16 protein-coding genes are annotated in these 16,185 nt (G+C 48.7%); 2 read left to right on the top strand and 14 right to left on the bottom strand.

The genetic code is table 11. The annotated features are described in order from the left end of the window. Positions 1–350: 350 nt before the first annotated feature. The 5 genes from B071_RS19145 to B071_RS0108820 all read right to left on the bottom strand — a co-directional run bounded on the left by B071_RS19145 (position 351) and on the right by B071_RS0108820 (position 5,624). Complete coding sequence (locus B071_RS19145; RefSeq protein WP_083914733.1) at positions 351–1,643, bottom strand: L-cysteine desulfidase family protein; 1,293 nt, start codon at positions 1,641–1,643, stop codon at positions 351–353. Between the two features lie 3 nt (positions 1,644–1,646). Continuing rightward, complete coding sequence (locus tag B071_RS19140; protein ID WP_083914731.1) at positions 1,647–2,498, bottom strand: carbohydrate ABC transporter permease; 852 nt, start codon at positions 2,496–2,498, stop codon at positions 1,647–1,649. Between the two features lies 1 nt (position 2,499). Continuing rightward, positions 2,500–3,396, bottom strand: a complete 897-nt coding sequence (locus B071_RS19135; RefSeq protein WP_215730290.1) for a carbohydrate ABC transporter permease — start codon at positions 3,394–3,396, stop codon at positions 2,500–2,502. 62 nt (positions 3,397–3,458) lie between these two features. Then, positions 3,459–4,811 (bottom strand): ABC transporter substrate-binding protein, encoded by a 1,353-nt coding sequence (locus tag B071_RS0108825; RefSeq protein WP_018526736.1) that lies wholly within the window; start codon positions 4,809–4,811, stop codon positions 3,459–3,461. Between the two features lie 27 nt (positions 4,812–4,838). Then, positions 4,839–5,624, bottom strand: a complete 786-nt coding sequence (locus B071_RS0108820) for a uroporphyrinogen decarboxylase family protein (RefSeq protein ID WP_438829669.1) — start codon at positions 5,622–5,624, stop codon at positions 4,839–4,841. Positions 5,625–5,934: 310 nt separating this feature from the next. Here B071_RS0108820 and B071_RS16805 point away from each other — a divergent pair, with 310 nt between their 5' ends. Beyond that, positions 5,935–6,651 carry a GntR family transcriptional regulator gene (locus B071_RS16805; protein ID WP_051075279.1) on the top strand — a complete coding sequence of 239 codons (717 nt, stop codon included), beginning with the start codon at positions 5,935–5,937 and terminating at the stop codon, positions 6,649–6,651. 120 nt (positions 6,652–6,771) lie between these two features. Here the strand turns inward: B071_RS16805 and B071_RS0108810 are convergent, their stop codons facing one another. The 8 genes from B071_RS0108810 to B071_RS0108775 form a co-directional block, all read right to left on the bottom strand. Further along, complete coding sequence (locus B071_RS0108810) at positions 6,772–7,533, bottom strand: GntR family transcriptional regulator (protein WP_018526733.1); 762 nt, start codon at positions 7,531–7,533, stop codon at positions 6,772–6,774. Positions 7,534–7,552: 19 nt separating this feature from the next. Further along, positions 7,553–8,377 carry a PfkB family carbohydrate kinase gene (locus B071_RS0108805; RefSeq protein ID WP_018526732.1) on the bottom strand — a complete coding sequence of 275 codons (825 nt, stop codon included), beginning with the start codon at positions 8,375–8,377 and terminating at the stop codon, positions 7,553–7,555. A 17-nt stretch (positions 8,378–8,394) separates the two neighbouring features. Continuing rightward, positions 8,395–9,264, bottom strand: coding sequence for a carbohydrate ABC transporter permease (locus B071_RS0108800; protein ID WP_018526731.1), 870 nt, complete (start codon positions 9,262–9,264; stop codon positions 8,395–8,397). Positions 9,265–9,267: 3 nt separating this feature from the next. Next, positions 9,268–10,158, bottom strand: a complete 891-nt coding sequence (locus B071_RS0108795; protein WP_040587951.1) for a carbohydrate ABC transporter permease — start codon at positions 10,156–10,158, stop codon at positions 9,268–9,270. Positions 10,159–10,235: 77 nt separating this feature from the next. Beyond that, on the bottom strand, positions 10,236–11,531 hold the full coding sequence (locus tag B071_RS0108790; RefSeq protein ID WP_026245106.1) for an ABC transporter substrate-binding protein: 1,296 nt from the start codon (positions 11,529–11,531) through the stop codon (positions 10,236–10,238). A gap of 32 nt (positions 11,532–11,563) precedes the next feature. After that, the gene (locus B071_RS0108785; RefSeq protein WP_018526728.1) at positions 11,564–12,541 is read right to left on the bottom strand and encodes an SIS domain-containing protein; all 978 of its coding nucleotides are present in this window, start codon (positions 12,539–12,541) and stop codon (positions 11,564–11,566) included. 356 nt (positions 12,542–12,897) lie between these two features. Beyond that, on the bottom strand, positions 12,898–13,299 hold the full coding sequence (locus B071_RS20105; protein ID WP_438829668.1) for a methyl-accepting chemotaxis protein: 402 nt from the start codon (positions 13,297–13,299) through the stop codon (positions 12,898–12,900). 369 nt (positions 13,300–13,668) lie between these two features. Then, complete coding sequence (locus tag B071_RS0108775; RefSeq protein WP_245534071.1) at positions 13,669–14,367, bottom strand: Crp/Fnr family transcriptional regulator; 699 nt, start codon at positions 14,365–14,367, stop codon at positions 13,669–13,671. 64 nt (positions 14,368–14,431) lie between these two features. Here B071_RS0108775 and B071_RS0108770 point away from each other — a divergent pair, with 64 nt between their 5' ends. Next, on the top strand, positions 14,432–15,319 hold the full coding sequence (locus B071_RS0108770; RefSeq protein ID WP_018526725.1) for an ATP-binding protein: 888 nt from the start codon (positions 14,432–14,434) through the stop codon (positions 15,317–15,319). A 36-nt stretch (positions 15,320–15,355) separates the two neighbouring features. Here the strand turns inward: B071_RS0108770 and B071_RS16790 are convergent, their stop codons facing one another. After that, the gene (locus tag B071_RS16790; protein ID WP_157703105.1) at positions 15,356–16,123 is read right to left on the bottom strand and encodes a substrate-binding periplasmic protein; all 768 of its coding nucleotides are present in this window, start codon (positions 16,121–16,123) and stop codon (positions 15,356–15,358) included. Between the last annotated feature and the right edge of the window lie 62 nt (positions 16,124–16,185).

The following is a 16,185-nucleotide window of genomic DNA, read 5'->3' as shown; positions in this document are numbered from 1 at the left end:
ATAATTATTACTGAAAAGATGGCTGAGAGAACCGCTGCGGCCTTTGCATCATCAAAACTCGAGATAATCAGTGATGTTGGACATTCAGTCATAGTTGAGCGGCCAGAACTGTTCACTGAAAGCCTGCAGAATTTTATCGCCAATAATTTCAGCTGAGCACAGGGCATTTGACATGGATGAAGCAGTCTCCGGCTAATGCCGCAGACCCGTATCAACAACGGGTACGTTGTACCCCAAGTGGTCAATGCTATTTGCCGATATAGTGGTCAAGAGGGGTTGCCATTTCCAGGTGCTCCAAATTTTTCACCTGAGCTACCCCAGATTAGCTCAGGTGACAGATAACACTTATACTACATGTCGCCGGAAAGCATAATGTCAAGAATAACTTCATCAGTTTTTCTCATGCCCTGCCTGGAAAGCATTCCAACCTTTCGGATTGTATCATCTGCCCGTTTCTGCACAATACCTTCTCCTGGACGTATTCCTATCCCTTTCAAAGACAAAGCAGATGAAATCAAGGAATTCTGGACAGACAGTGCTATTTTTAATGCGCAACTTGATTTAGCACCATCGCATATCATTCCCGATATTCCTGCTAAGGAAGTATTTACCGTATGTTCAATTTCCTTCAATCCTCCTCCGAGCAAAAATGTTACTCCACATCCTGCCCCTACTGCAGCGGTAACAGCTCCGCAAAAAGCGGACAGTTTATCGGAAAACGATTTATGGTACACCGCAATAAGATGACTCAAAGCAAGTGCTCGAACAAGACGCTCTTCCTCTATCTGCAGATCCTCCGCAATGCTGAAAACCGGAAGAGAAGCGGTAATTCCCTGGTTTCCGCTGCCGGAGTTTGTAATAACGGTGAGGCTACAGCCAGCCATTCGCGCATCTGAAGCAGCTGCCGCATAGGCTGCTGCTCGACTAATACTGTTGAGATTTAAGGAAGACGGTTCCTCTTCTTCACCGAGTAGTTCTATAAGCAATTTGCCAATATTTAAACCAAAAGTGTTTGAAAAACCAGCTTCTGCAACTTTTTTATTTGATTTTATCGAGTCATAGACAAACATGATATGTTCAATCGGCACAGTTTTGGAAAAATGGAGAATATCTTCCAGAGTCACTCCTTTTAAATCTAAACATTTTTCCTCTTCAATCTCTTTGTTTTTTTTTCCAGTCCTGATGCATTGCCCGTCTACTTCAACATAGGAAACTTTTCCGTGATCTCTATCAACACTTGCCACAGCAGTACAACTTCCATCGGTAACCTCTGCCCGAGCATAGACCCCATGGTGCTCATCATCCAAGGAGATAGTGATTATATCCTTCTCCATCAGCATCTCTGCACATCTGATATGGTCCTCGTTCACGCGATGGAGGACTTCAAGTCCTGCGCCAACATCACCACAAATACATCCTAAGGCTGCCGCCGCCAGCAACCCTTTCACAGATGTGCCAGGAATACCTACATGAAGACCGTTTTTTAAAATATTCCTGCTGACAGCAACATCTATTCGTCCAATATCTCCCCTCATATGGGATACTGCAGTTGCAACAGCAAGTGCCACAGCTGCAGGTTCTGTACAACCCACAGCGGGTATGAGTTCTTTTCTTAGAACATTTATAAATCTCGCATTTTCCATGAATTAACCCTTTACCGCTCCTGACGTAAGCTCTCGCAAGTGAAATCGGGATAGCACTATATACATGATTACCAGCGGTAATACCGCTATAGATGATCCTGCCATTATTACCGGCCATGGAGTCGATAATCCCTCGCTGACCGGCAGTAACGAAATGGAGACCATCAGGGTAAACATTTCTCTCGAGCGCATGAAAATCAACGGCCAAAAGAAATCATTCCACCGGTTTACCAATGCAAGCGAGGCCCAAGCGGATATGGCTGGAATTATTACTGGTATCAAAATTCGCCAGTAAATCTTAAAGTTATTACATCCATCGATTCGAGCTTGCTCCATCAGCTCATCCGGAAAATCATTAATATACTGTCGCATATAAAATATCCCTACTGCGGTAGCAGCTCTCGGAACAATAAGCGACAGCAGATTATTTATCCATCCAAGATTTCTCATGATAATAAAAACCGGAATAACACTTGCCTCAGGGGGAATAATCATCGTCGCCAGCAGAACCATAAAAAGAGCATTTCTTCCCGGAAAATCAAATTTTGCAAAAGAAAACCCTGCAAGCGAGCAGAAAAATACAGTAGCAATTGTACCAAAGAAACTTACAAACACACTATTAAAAAAATTTCTATAAATTGGAACAAGATTCGAAACAGACAAGTAATTGCTAATAGTTGGATTTCTCGTGAACATTGATGAAATAGTACTAAAGCTTTCACCAGGAGGCTTAAGCGAAGTCAGAACCATCCAAAATACTGGGAAAATTGCAATAAGCGACACAAGCATCAACGTCGAATGCACAGATATTGAAGCAAAATTAAAGTGAATTATATTTGGTTTTCTACTTTTCATATTAATTCTTTACCCATTTATTCATCAATCTGAACTGCATGGCAGAGACCGCAAAAAGAATGAATGTCAATACATATCCTATTGCTGACGCATACCCCAATTTGAAAATTGTAAATCCGTTAACATACAAATACTGGAAAATCGAAAGAGAAGACGATCCAGGCCCTCCACGCGTCAAGATGTAGGGTTCAGAAAAAATCTTCCAAGATTCAACTGAAACTGTAATAAAACAAAACAATAGTATATGACTAAGCGATGGAACAGTTATCTTTCTGAACTTTTGCAGTATATTTGCACCATCAATTGTTGCCGCTTCATAAAGCTCTAGGGGAATATTCAACAATCCTGTATAAAGAATCATAGTAAACCAGGGAGTCAATCTCCATATAAATAATGAAATGACAGGTATTTTTGAATATTTGGTGCTATTTAACCATCTTAAAGGATCTCCTCCAAATCTCGCGATTATTTGGTTAATCAATCCAGAGTTGTAATCAAACATGATTCCGAAAATTAATCCGACTGCTACTGTGGCAGTAATGTAAGGGAGGAACGTTATGGTCTTATAGAAATTTCTGCCGAAAAGCATTCTGTAATTTAATAATCCAGCAATCACCAATGCGATTGGGATCATTATCAGAATTCCACTTGCCCAATAGATAGCAGTATTCCCCAGAGCATTCAGGAACATGCGGTCAGTAAGAAGATGGATATAATTCTGCAAACCAACAAATTCTGCCGGACCCAGACCATTCCATTTCCTGAAACTCAACCAAAAAGACCACAATATTGGGAAAAACTGAAAAACAAAGAACAACAAGAAAAATGGAGCTATAAATACATAGCAGCTCCAATACTTTTTTATTCGAGCTACGGTATTCGCGAATTGATTAGCCAAAGCAGGACCTCCATTAATTCACATGCTCCCGTTGATTTCACGGGAGCATGGAGCTGTTTTATTTATTTTGGATCAGTTGAACCAATTTGCAGTCGCAGAACTTTCCCCATATTTGAGATTGCCTGCTCCATCGTCTGATCACCAGCAATATATAGTTCGAGTTCAGCTGATATCAACATATCTGCTTCAGCATCATCCTTTGTGACACGCATATTCTCTGCAGAACCAGATAGCCCAATTATTTCCATTTCTCTAAATGATTGTCCTCCATAAAATGAGGAACTTTCCCGCCAATAGGGATCATCCAGCATCTCAAGAGTTATTGGGACAAAATAGGGAGCATTCTGATCAGCCATTCTATCAGTCCATCTTTTTCTCGACTCGGGATTAAAGTGATAATCGGTCCAAATTTCTTTATATAACTCCCCATATACTGATCCAGGCTTTTTTGTTATACTGTATAAACCGATTACCGGGGCACCTCTCAACCCAATATCACAATATACCGGTGCCGGCATTGCTCTCCAAGAACCGGACATGTCTTGCAAGTTCGCTCGCATGAACTCATCCCAAAATGCGCCCATGTAATATGTTGCAATTTTTCCATTTCGTGTTGCTTCATAGAGCGGAGGAGAAAACATGTTCACCTCTAACAAAAGCTCTTCTTCCATTAAAGTGGCAATAGTTTCAAATGCCCTTCGAGCCCCCTGATCCGTATCGATCACAACATTTCCATCATCATCCCAAATTTTCGCATTAGCCTGAGGCATAAACCCCCGGCGCCCATAATATCGCCAAGTAAAAGAACCAGGATCTACATATGACAAATAGACTTCCCCGTCACTTCTTTCTTTGAGAAGTCTCCCTGCTTCAATATATCCTTCAACTGTATCCATCATCTCCGGGTCAACACCATATTCTTGAAACAAATCCAGGTTGTAGAACAATAACTGCGGCCTTAGACTTTCCGGAAGACCATAGATTCTTCCTTTGTACGTTACCTGATCAAATGTTCCTGGAATAAACAGATCCTGCATGGGCCTGATAAAATCAGTCAGATCTTCCAGCATCCCTCCCTCTGCCATTACCTGCATACTAACAGGGCTTGTTTGAACAGCATCGGGCATTTCACTATAGGCTCCGGCGGTGAAAGACATTTGAGCCTTCTGCCGGGCATCCGCCTCGCCTTCTGTCTGAACCATTTGGATCCGTACCCCTGGACCCACATTTGGGTTATCTTCGAGGTAGTTAGTAAAAAACTGCAACCAATACTGCGGCTGGCCATATCCATACAGTAACATCGTCCCTGGAGGATAAGTTCCATCCACAATTTCCGCCTCTCGTCCCCCGTGACCAAAAACAGGAAGGGCAGAAAATACCAACGCAAAAATTAAGCAAATTCTAAAAAATTTCATATCAAGCTCCTTTTTCAAAATATCTATCTAAATAGATCTCACCGCATCAACAACACCTCTGACTCTTGAGTACTCAATTTCTGTAGGCAGGGTACAATCAGCACCGACAATAAACTTCTCACTCCCCATCTCAGCAATCAATCGAGAAACCTTTTCTGCTATCTGGGCAGAGGATCCATGCACCAATTCTCCTTCCCTGTCATCAAATCCGCCAAGAATGGTCTGAGGGAAAATACGCCTTCCTTCCGACAAAGCGGGATTATTTTCATGAACTGCCCAGTTTACGATTTCTACAGGATAATCTTTATACATATCTATATTCAAACTATCTTTACACATGTGAAGAACCACNCCTGCAGATGCATTTGCAGCAGAATCGAGTATAAGCAGATCATTAGGCTTAATAAAATCGTTGAACATCTCTTTTGAAAAACGGTATTTTTCTGCCCCCAATGCTGCATAGTATATGCCATGTGATCCAGCTTCAATGCAGAGTTGCGTGAAGATAGCAATTCCTTCAGCAATATTTTTGAGTGCTGAAATCATTATCTCTGGCGATTCTTTCAAATGAGCCGTTAATTTATCATTTCTCGCCAGCTTGTCATCACTATCACCAGTAGCATGAAAGGCAGAGGCAAAGATTCCGTGTATGGTTGTATAGAGATACGCCTCATGACCGATTTCGTCGGCCAATGCTTTCACGATATCCAACTGATCCTGCACATAAGACTCTTTTCCCGTAATCGGCCTAACAGAGCGCCAATCCTCAGGGGTTCGTATGGCAACATCTGTACGGAACAAATTTTCATTCATTACTTTGACGGCATCAACATCAGTCGCTTTATAGAAATTTCTGTGGGCCTCAATAGCCTGCTTACCCCGGTGATCAGATTCCGGAAAGTGGAGAGAAAAAATCACCGGAACATGATCTACCTTCCCTCCCCGAATTGCTGTATCGATCCTTTGCTTTTTCGTCACAACCACCCCCATCTACGCATATCACTAATCATATCAGAATTATGTTTTGAATCATGGCATCTGTCAATACTAAACTTGATTTTTGCTAGTATCTGTCGTACTGTGAAACGACAATTGAAACAGTACCAAAGGATGCGAGAATCACATGGGTAGAACTACACTAAAAGAAAAGATTCATGACGAACTGCTTGCGCGTATTATAAAAAACAAATTTTCAATGCAGGAATTCCTCAAGGAAGGCGTCCTTGCCAAGGAGTTTGGTGTAAGCAAAGCTCCTGTTCGCGAAGCTCTGATCGAACTCTGCAATGAAGGGGTCATCCGAAACATACCGCGCTCCGGATACCAAATTATACAGCTCACTGAACGAGACATCAGGGAAGCTACCCAGTTCAGGCTGATTCTTGAGATTGAGGGATTGAAGCTTGCTGCGGACAATATAAACGAAGACAACCTGGAAGAGTTGCGGATAATGACAGAAAGCACAGATTATATAAATAAAGGAAAGATTGTCAGTCTCGAAGAGTGGTGGGACAACAACGAAAAATTCCATCTAAAGATAAATTCTATTGCGAACAATTCTTTGTTGACTGATTCTTTGAAGCGGACTATTCATCTATTATGGAGGGCAGTAACCCAACTGTTCTGGAAATCTGATCCAAAATCCTATCTTAATTACAATTCCAGCTCTCATGTTCCCATATATCAAGCCTTGCGAGATGGTAATATGGCGCAAGCTGAAGCATATCTCCGGTCTGATATCCTCTCAATACTTGACTCATTCAGCAGGCAGTATTCATTTGCAAGAGAGAACACTACTTCATCTTACAAGTCGCTTGAGTTACCAGAGCGAGACCAGAAATGAAATCATCCGGGGTAACATGTGCTACCTCCATAGTGGACAGGCAACCTATGGTGCCCTTCGCTGGCCTCCCCCGCGCTGATCAGTTTAGTTTGCCGTTTCCAGCAGGCCCTTCAGGCCTTGTTACGGCTGTGGATATCGTAGTTCCAGATCCGATTGCTCACCTGTAACGCTCAACGTGTATACGCAGGAATCGGCGGGAACATAATAACTAGAATAGTGGATGGGAACACCCTTCTGACCGTAGATGATCTTGGTGACCCACAGTAGCGGGTCACCAGGAACACACCCCAGGTGTTCCGCTTCCTCGATGCCCGCCCGTACCGCCCCAAGAGTCTTATCTGCCCGAACAAATACCTGATGATACGTATGCCACATTAACTCAAAAGTAGAAACGTCATCAAAAATCAGATCTTCGATCCCCGGATAGAGGCGATCAATAAAGAATGCCCTGTCCAGCAGATGCGGACGATGATCCGTGTACATTAATCTGCGCACCTGCAGAAGGCGTTCCCCAACAGGTACGTGGAGCTTTGCTGCAAGCATCGCATCAGCCCCAATGAAATTCTTGCTGAGAACAATGCTACGCTTATCCGCTGGCCCATCTTTCAACCACTCGGTAAACCCCCCAAAAGAACGAAACTGCATTTCTTCCCGCTTGTATTTTACAAACGTGCCTTTTCCCTGCTGTGACGTCAAATATCCTTCGGCTATCAGCTCGGCTACCGCACGGCGCACAGTAATGCGACTGACTTTGTATTGGTCAGAGAGCTCTGCCTCGCTCGGCAACCGCTGCCCGTACGGATAGACTTCCTGTAGAATGTTTGCAAGCAGAGCCTGCTTAAGTTGCTCATATAATGGAGTACCAACGGAAACATCCAGCATATATTACCTACTTCTTAACCTACCCCTCAAAAGGACGTGGATAACCGATTCCGCCGAAAAACCCGCATGTCCACGCCGCCTTTGTAGCTGCAATGTCTAAAGCTTCTGTAATCGGAACACCGTCAACATAATGCGTCAGAAACGCCGCGATAAAACTGTCCCCGGCACCCATAGTATCCACAATATTGAAAGCAGATTTGACCGGCTGCATAAAATGTTTACCGCTTTTTGAAAAAAAAGCGCCTTCGCTTCCTCTGGTAATTCCTACTACCTCGACGTTATAAGAATGGCACGTTTCGACAATCTCTTCAAGTTCAGCCATTTCCAAATGAGAACCTGAGAAAAAGGCATATCTCAGATGCGGTGCAACCTGATCGATGTAATCCGGTTCATGACGTGTCGAAAAGTCGAATGAAACATTTGTTGCTTCTGACAAACTGGCAAGCTCTGGTTCGATTCCCGAATAGCAGGAACTGTGACACACATCGAACCCCCTGATATACGCGATGTCCTGGCCCGTCAACCGAATACGGACAATGTGTTGCGCCGTATCTTGGGGGCCACCAATAAAAACACGATCCCCGTCAGCAGTCAGACTTACTTGTGGATGTCCCGAAGCCGCCGAAATCACACGCGAGCCGTGATAGCTAACACCCTCCTGTGTGAGTACCCACTTGATGTGATCCGCCTCCGAATCATCACCAAAGATTCCCATATACGCTGCCTCAGTGGCACCAAAACGCCGGCAGTTCACCGCCACGTTTATTGCGTTTCCACCAGGATAGTATGTCTGCTGATCAAGATAACAGTCAACGACGTTGTCGCCTACGCAAATGATCTTCATGACCGCTCCCTCCAGAATCAACCTTTGACTGAACCGGCTAACAGACCACGAACGAAGTACTTTTGAACCGAAATAAAGAAAATCATAATCGGTAGCGCGGATATTACCATTCCTGCCAATAGGGGCCCATAATCGACTTGCAGAGCGTCACGAAAGTTCATTAGTCCCGCCGGAATAGTGCGGTATCTGTTCGAATCGATAAAGATCAGGGCGAACATAAACTCGTTCCATGCGTAGTATGAAGTCAGAATAGCGCTGGTCACCAGTATCGGTCGGGACATCGGCACAAAGATATGGCCGTAGATCTGGAAACCTGTACAGCCATCCATGAGAGCTGATTCCTCAATTTCGCGAGGGATCGCAAGAAAGAACGAGCGAATAATCAGCGTATGCATGGGAAGTCGAAACGCGATGTAGGGAACGATGAGCGCCAAGAGCGTGTTACGAATCCCCAGATTGGTGAGTATCCTGTACAGGGGAATCAGACAAACCTGCGGGTTCAACATCATGCCACCCATGATCGGAATGAGAACAAGGTTGGTCCATAGCATGCGATACCTTGACAAACCATACCCGGCTAAAGACGCAACTACGATCACTCCGAGAATCGTACTGATAGTCACGATCATACTGTTCAGGAAGTATTGCGAAATCCCGCTCCGCCAGGCTATTACATAATTCCTCCACAGCGGCGTTGTGGGCAGGCTCCAGATCTCGGTGGTGATTTCTCTACTGGTTTTCAGTGAGGACATGATGATCCAGAACATTGGATAGGCAATCATCACGAACCCGATGCACAGACACAGAAACAAGACCACTTGGGCCGCACTCAGCGGGTTGCGGACTCTGCGGTGCGACAACAGCACCGGTAGAATAGCCGTTCTCATGCTTTATTCCTTTCCCGTTCGAAAGACCATCGCCTGGAAAACTGCCAGAACAACAGAAATAACGAATATTACGATTGCTAGCGTCGAGGCATACCCCATCATGTCCCGGAAGAAACCGGATTGATATAGATAAACGGCCATCGTGATTGAGCTGGTACCTGGCCCGCCACCACGCGTGAGAATGTAAGGCTCGCTAAAAACCATGAACGAGCCAGTTACAGTAATAACTGATGCAACAAAGAAAATCTCTTTCACGTGTGGCAGCGTGACTACGCGAAAACGGGTAATTTTGTGCGCACCATCTAACTCACACGCTTCGTAGAGTTCTTCAGGAATTTTCTGTATGGAAACGAGAAAGAGCATCATGATGTAACCGGTGCTGTGCCACTGCGAGACAGCAATCGTAGCCCAGATTGCGGTGCGCGCAGAACCGAGCCACGGGCGTTGTAGAAACGGAAGACCAACTATCTCCAAGAACTGGTTCAGAAGCCCATCAATAGGATGGTAGATAAACCCAAAGAGCAAACACACAACGGAAATCGACATTAGCACCGGCATGAAAAAAACAGTCCGAAAGAACGGTCCAACTCGTTTAAAGCTCTTGTCCTCCAGAATAGCCGCCAGAACCAGCCCGAAACAGACCTGAATAAGGACGGAGATCACCGCATAGCGCACGTTATTTATCAACGCCGTGCGAACCACCGGATCATCAACCAACAACCTGTAGTTCTCTAAACCAATAAATAGCTTATTGGGTGAGAACGCAGAAAAGCTGTAAAGACTAAAGTAAAAGTTCTGGATAAGCGGAAGATAAACGAAAACCCCGAGCATCACGATGCACGGCAGAGTAAATAAGAGAGGCTCCAGCGAAGAACCCCGACAACTTGATTTCATCTTCTGGTACCTCCAAAAACGGAATCCCAAGGAAGCGGCAAACCCGCTACCCCGGGATCGATGCCTTTTGAACAAGGCTATTTTTGAGATGCTTCTGCACGCACCATACGAGCCGCTGCTTGAACACTGTTCAAAACCTGGTCGATCGTCATATCGCCCGACGCAACCGATTGAACACCGCGCATGAACGCATCCGCAACACGGATATTCATGGCGTTATCAAGCCAAGGAACACTACCACTCGATGATTTGATCATCTCGGTCGCCTGCATCAAGGTGGGATATGAGTTTTCTTCACGAACTGCTCCAACTACTGCAACAGGAGCACCAACCTGCTCCACAAATTTTGCAGCGTTCTCCTGCGAGAGCAGGAACTTCACGAATCTCTCAGCCTCTTCCGGATAGCGTGATGTCTCGGACATCATCAACCCCTCAGGCGCACCAGTCAGTAGCGAAAAATCTCCGTGTCCCCCACAAATACCAGGAAAATTGAAGAAGCCATAGGCAGGAGAACTTGGATCGGCATGGACAAATCCGAACTCTGCAAACTGCATGTACATCATTGGCAAACGACCTGCGATGAAGAGGTTGCGAACTTCGGTGTGAGTTAGTGAGGTAGCTGAGGGCCCCATATACCCCACTAACTGCATGAAATACTCAATCGCCGTACGGTAGCCCGGGTGAGTGAATTCACCTGTTGCCTCATTGTAGTCACGTGCCAGCACGTCTGCAGGAATGTAGCGCTGAAAGAGTGTTCCAAGGAAATGCGAGATAGCCCATGGATTGGCCAAACCTTCAAGAATTGGCGTCTCGTGACCAGCTGATTTCAATCGATCGAGCACCGTGATGAGCTCATCGAATGTACGCGGTTCTTGAGCAATACCAGCCTCTTGCCACATGGAGAGGTTGTAGACCAATACCTTGCCGTCAATGGTGAGTGGTAAACCATACGTAATACCGTCAAATGTGAATGGCTCGAGCTGTGACTGGATAAACGATTGAGCGAACTCCGGATTACGTTCAAGTATTGCGTTCAGCGACCTCACCCTGCCGGAACGAGCCAGATTAAGCGCGAAGCTATCAGACCATGAAGTGAAGACGTCGGGCATATCATTAGAACTAATGAGAACGCGGATTTTCTCCTTGTAACTTTCATTCTCCACCATGTCCATCTCAATCCGAATGTCGGGATTAAGTCGCTCGAACTCCGCTACTACTTCATTGAAGTAGCTAAACCGTGGCTCCATAGGCCAGCGGTGAAAAAACTGTAACGTGACAACGTCGTTACTTTTCGCTTCGGAAAGGCCGCCCGCCGTCACTGAAACCAGAGCCGTCACCAGGAGCAACAGCACCGTAGCACTCCGTTTTGCCATAAGACACCTCCACAAAATTTCTGACACCGCTTTTAATACTCAACTCTCCACATGTAACGACGCACCGATAAAGGATGCCCTCGATGGAACGATAATTGCTCGGCATAGGCCCTAAGGACCGCGCCGAAGATCGGAGCGGCAAAGAACTGCCTCACCTCTTCCTTGATACCGCCCCAATCAAATTCCTGCGCATCTATAATCGTCAACCGTTCGCTGTATTTTTCCAGAAAAGCATGAGCACGCTCGTCTAACGGGCGCATCTGCCCATATGTTTTGGTCAAAAGGAAGGGAACATCGAAATCTGTAATCTCGAATGGACCATGAAAGAACTCACCCGAATGGATGGCGTTGGAATGAACCCAGAGCATCTCCTGGAGAAGACACGCTGTGAAAGAATACGCATCACCATATATCGGACCGGAGCCCAAGGTATAGATAATGGAATCACGCTTGTGAATCTTTCCGAAATGGTCAGCGCGGTCCTTAAACTTTGTTATGTTGGCGTCAAAGATATCTCCCAGATTTTTTACAGAATCCAGTGCGTGCTGATAGGTAGAACCCGGTTTAAAAGCGTTCAAGAAACCGAAAATGAAACGCAATGCCATACCAGACCGATTCTCGTAGGCATCACTACCCTCGCCCCAGTCATAATGAAGTGCGAAATCAGCAGATTTCCACAAGGGGGAATCGGCCCGATGTGTGTATGCAACAGTCAGGGCTCCTCTTTCCCGTGCAAATTTCGTAGCTGCCACAGTCTCCGGAGTATCACCGGAGTGGCTACACGTAATCACCAACGAATTTTCACCAAGCAATTTAGGATTGCGGTGAATAAATTCATTGGAGTTGATCACAGCCGTGGGCAAATCGGTTTCTACATCCAGCATGTACTGTTGGTTGTACATGTACGCCAATGATCCACCACACGCCACGAAAAAAACGCTTTTCGGTTGCCGTGCCACAACAGCGTTGATTGCCTGCTCCAATAACCCGGAATGTGTGTATTCCATCATGACCCACCTTTAATTTGTCCTAATATGTATTAGGTTGTTATGTGATGTATTATAACAAGCATTGGCGCGCTGTCAACTGTTTTTTTCTAATGAGGAAGAAAAATCCTCCAGGCGTATAATCAGCCCAAGAATTCAAGATTCTACCGGGTTGTTTTATCGAATATCTTTATCTCTAAAAGACAAGTCGACAGGATACAGATACGTGGAAAGGTGACAAACAACACGCAAAATAAAGACCGATTGAGGCAACAAAGGCTCTGTTTTTCCCTTTTCTGAGCACCCAATTTTTACACAGAAGAAATACCGATGGCCCGTATCAGATACCGCAATCCCTCCCCGGGAAGACCAGAGCGGGGCTACCTGTCGTCCTGATCTCCAAGCTTGAAGACCCTCACCGTGGCGGCCAGGTCCCGGGACTGATCTACCAGCGACTCGGCCGTGCCGGAAAGCTCCTCGTCGTGGGCGGCGTTACGCTGAATCACCTGATCCAGCTCGCCGATCGCCCGGGTTATTTCGGAAACCCCGCTCTGTTGCTCCCCGGCCACCACGGCAAAGCCCTTGCCCAGCTCCTCCGCCCGGGCCGCTTCTATGGCTGCGTTCAGTGCCAGAAGGTTGGTGTTGCGGGCGATGTCATCGATGATGGACACCCGATCGGCAATACCGCGCATATTTTCTACCGTCTCCTTCAGCGCCTCTTCCCCCGCTGCGGCAGCCTGGGAAAGCTCGACGCTGCCCTGGTGCGCGCCATCCCGAAACACGGGGTATACAATTCGAACCCCCACCACGGGCTGCCGGGAATGATTTGCCTCGACCACGGTTGCCCGAAATGCCGACAGATCGTCGTCAAAAACCTGGGGGCGTGAAAGCGGTAGAAACTGGTTGCCGGAGGAAGATGAAACTGGTACTGGGCAACACCAAAGTGGTTCACCATGCGGTCAAAAAGCTCCGCGTGCCGGGCGGCAACCTCTTCCCGGTTTCGCTCGGCAAAGGCGGTGATAAGGACGTCGTCCTGGAGAAGGGTCTCCACCACCAGGGAGAGACTGGAAAACTGCTCGTTCAGCAGGGTGGCAAAACTCTCGCGTACCTCGTAAGCACGCCCTTCCAGACCCTTCGGGGGGCCTTGCCTCTCAGTCCTCTTCCAGAACCGCCTCGAGCCCCGACGGGGATATGCGAAAGCACCCCTTCCCCTCACGCCGGGTAACGCTTCCCTCATCCACCATCTGCCCCAGGCAGCGCGAGAGGGCCGGGCGGGTAACACCAAAGAGATCGGCCAGCCTTTCCAGCGTGTAGTCCAGGGTGATCTCGCAGCCCCCCTGGCGCCGGGAAAGCTCCAGAAAGTGGCCAGCGATCTTCTGCCGGATCGAGGCGAACTGCAGAAGCCTGATCTTTTCGGCCAGGAAGAGTATCCTCTCCCCGCCCTCGCGCAGAAAATTTTCCAGCACCACCGGGTTTTCCCCGAGCAGGCGAAGCGCCTCGCCCCGGAGTAACGAGAGAATCTGCGTCTCCTGGACAACGCGCACCTGCACGGGGAACCGCGGGTCCCTGGTAAAGAGCACCGGCCCCGCCAGCAGGGCACCCTGGGTCAGGGTCTCGATAATCAGCACCCCCCTGGGGGCGATCACTTCGGCCGCGATCGTTCCCCGGACGACGAGCAAGAGCCTGTCCATCGGGTCTCCCATGGCAGCCAGATACTGCCCGGGCTGGTAGTTTGCCAGAGCCCATCGATACGCTCGGCTCACCTGCCTCCGGCCCGGCTCGTCAAGACCGTGAAAGAGCGGCGTCTGCGTCCAGAAGCGTTCGGGAATCGCCTCAAAAATATTTTTCACCAATCTTGCCCTCCCGTATCACAGGTTACGGACCGCACGCGGGAACTGGCGGTATCCTCTGGTCATGGTACGAGAAATCATCGAAATCGACGAGGACCTCTGTGTCGGCTGTGGCAACTGCGTCCCCAATTGCCATCAGGGTGCCCTGCAAATCATCGACGGAAAGGCACGGCTCATATCGGATCTCATGTGCGAGGGGATCGGTGCCTGTGTGGGGCACTGTCCCACGGGGGCCATGACCATCGAGAAGCGCGAGGCTGAACCCTACGACGAGGCCCGGGTGATGGACAAGATCACCGCCGGCGGCCCCGGGGTGATCCGGGCTCACCTGGAACACCTGCGCCAGCACGGCCAGGACGAGTACCTTCAGCAAGCCAGGGCGTACCTGGCAGAACGAAAAATCCCCGACCCCCTGGAAGAATCCCCCTCTCCGGCGGGCAATGCCCCGCCCCTGGAGACGGTCGCTCACCACCACGGCGGCGGGTGCCCGGGCGCTGCAGCCCGCAGGTTGCGAAGCCCCGGAGGGGATCAGCAGGGACGGGACGAATCATCGAACCACCCGGCCCGGCCAAGCGAACTTCGCCAGTGGCCCCTCCAGCTTCACCTGCTGAACCCGGCAGCTCCCTACCTTCGGGGGGCCGATCTCCTGCTGGCGGCGGACTGTACGGCCTATGCTGCGGGCGACTTCCACGGCGATTTTCTGAAGGGGAAGGCCCTGGCGATCGCCTGCCCCAAGCTCGACCAGGGACAGCAGTCCTATCTGGAGAAACTCCTCCGGATGATCGACGAGTCGCGGATCAATACGCTGACCGTTCTGATCATGGAGGTTCCCTGCTGTAGCGGACTTCTCGCGCTCGCACGGACAGCGGCGAGCCAGGCCGAGCGACGGGTGCCCGTCAAGGCGATCATCCTCTCCCTGGAAGGAGAGATTCAGTCGGAGGAATGGATCTGATCGATACCGGATCGGCACAGGATCGACTCCGGCGGATCAGAAGCCGTGGTCTTCCAGGATTCGCGCGAGCGTCCCGTCCTCTGTGATGAGCCGGAGCCCCTCGTTGAAATCGGCCAGTCGGGCCTGATAGTCCGCCACGCGCCTGGAGAGCACCAGGTGTTGCGACTCGTGCTCCAGGGCAGGCTCGACCGCCTCCAGCTCGTCCTGGTATTCGGGGAACTTCCTGGTGATCAGGTAGCGTGCCACGGCCCTGTCTATCACGATCAGGTCAACCCGCCTGTGATAGACCTTGCGCAGATTCATCTCATCGGTTGTGGCGTCTTCCGTTTTCAGGTACGGGGCCCGGACAAATCTCAGGGGTTTGGCGTAGCCCTGATGGGTCCCGATACGGTGTCCCCGCAGGTCCTCAAGATGATGGAAGACGATGGGGGTGTCCCTCCGTTTGTACAGAACCAGTTCATTCGGCAGCAGGGGATCAGAAAAGGCGAACCACCGTTCCCGCTCTTCCCGGTACCAGAGGGCAAACATCCCGTCGAAGGCGCCCTCTCTGGTCATTTCCCAGCTGCGTGACCAGGGCATGAAGGTAATTTTCACCTCGTAGCCTGCCCGGGCATAGGCCTCACGGACGATCTCCGAGATGACCCCCTGGTTAGGGAGCTCCTCCCCGAAATACGGGGGGTACTCCGAACTCGCCAGACGAAGCTGCCTGGCCCCTGACTGCTCCGGTGCAGGAAAAAGCGAGACAACCGGGAGGAGGAGAAGCCAGAGGAACGTCACTGCGGCGGGTCTGTGGGGGCGCTCCATGGAATAATTATACACATCAGGGCAGCCTTATGCTCACTGTTTCCGGGAAAAATCCCGGGAAC

Source organism: Alkalispirochaeta alkalica DSM 8900 (assembly GCF_000373545.1).
GTDB classification, from domain to species: Bacteria; Spirochaetota; Spirochaetia; order DSM-27196; family Alkalispirochaetaceae; genus Alkalispirochaeta; species Alkalispirochaeta alkalica.
Note: the sequence above shows the minus strand (reverse complement) of the source record. Positions and strands in the feature narration are given on the sequence as shown.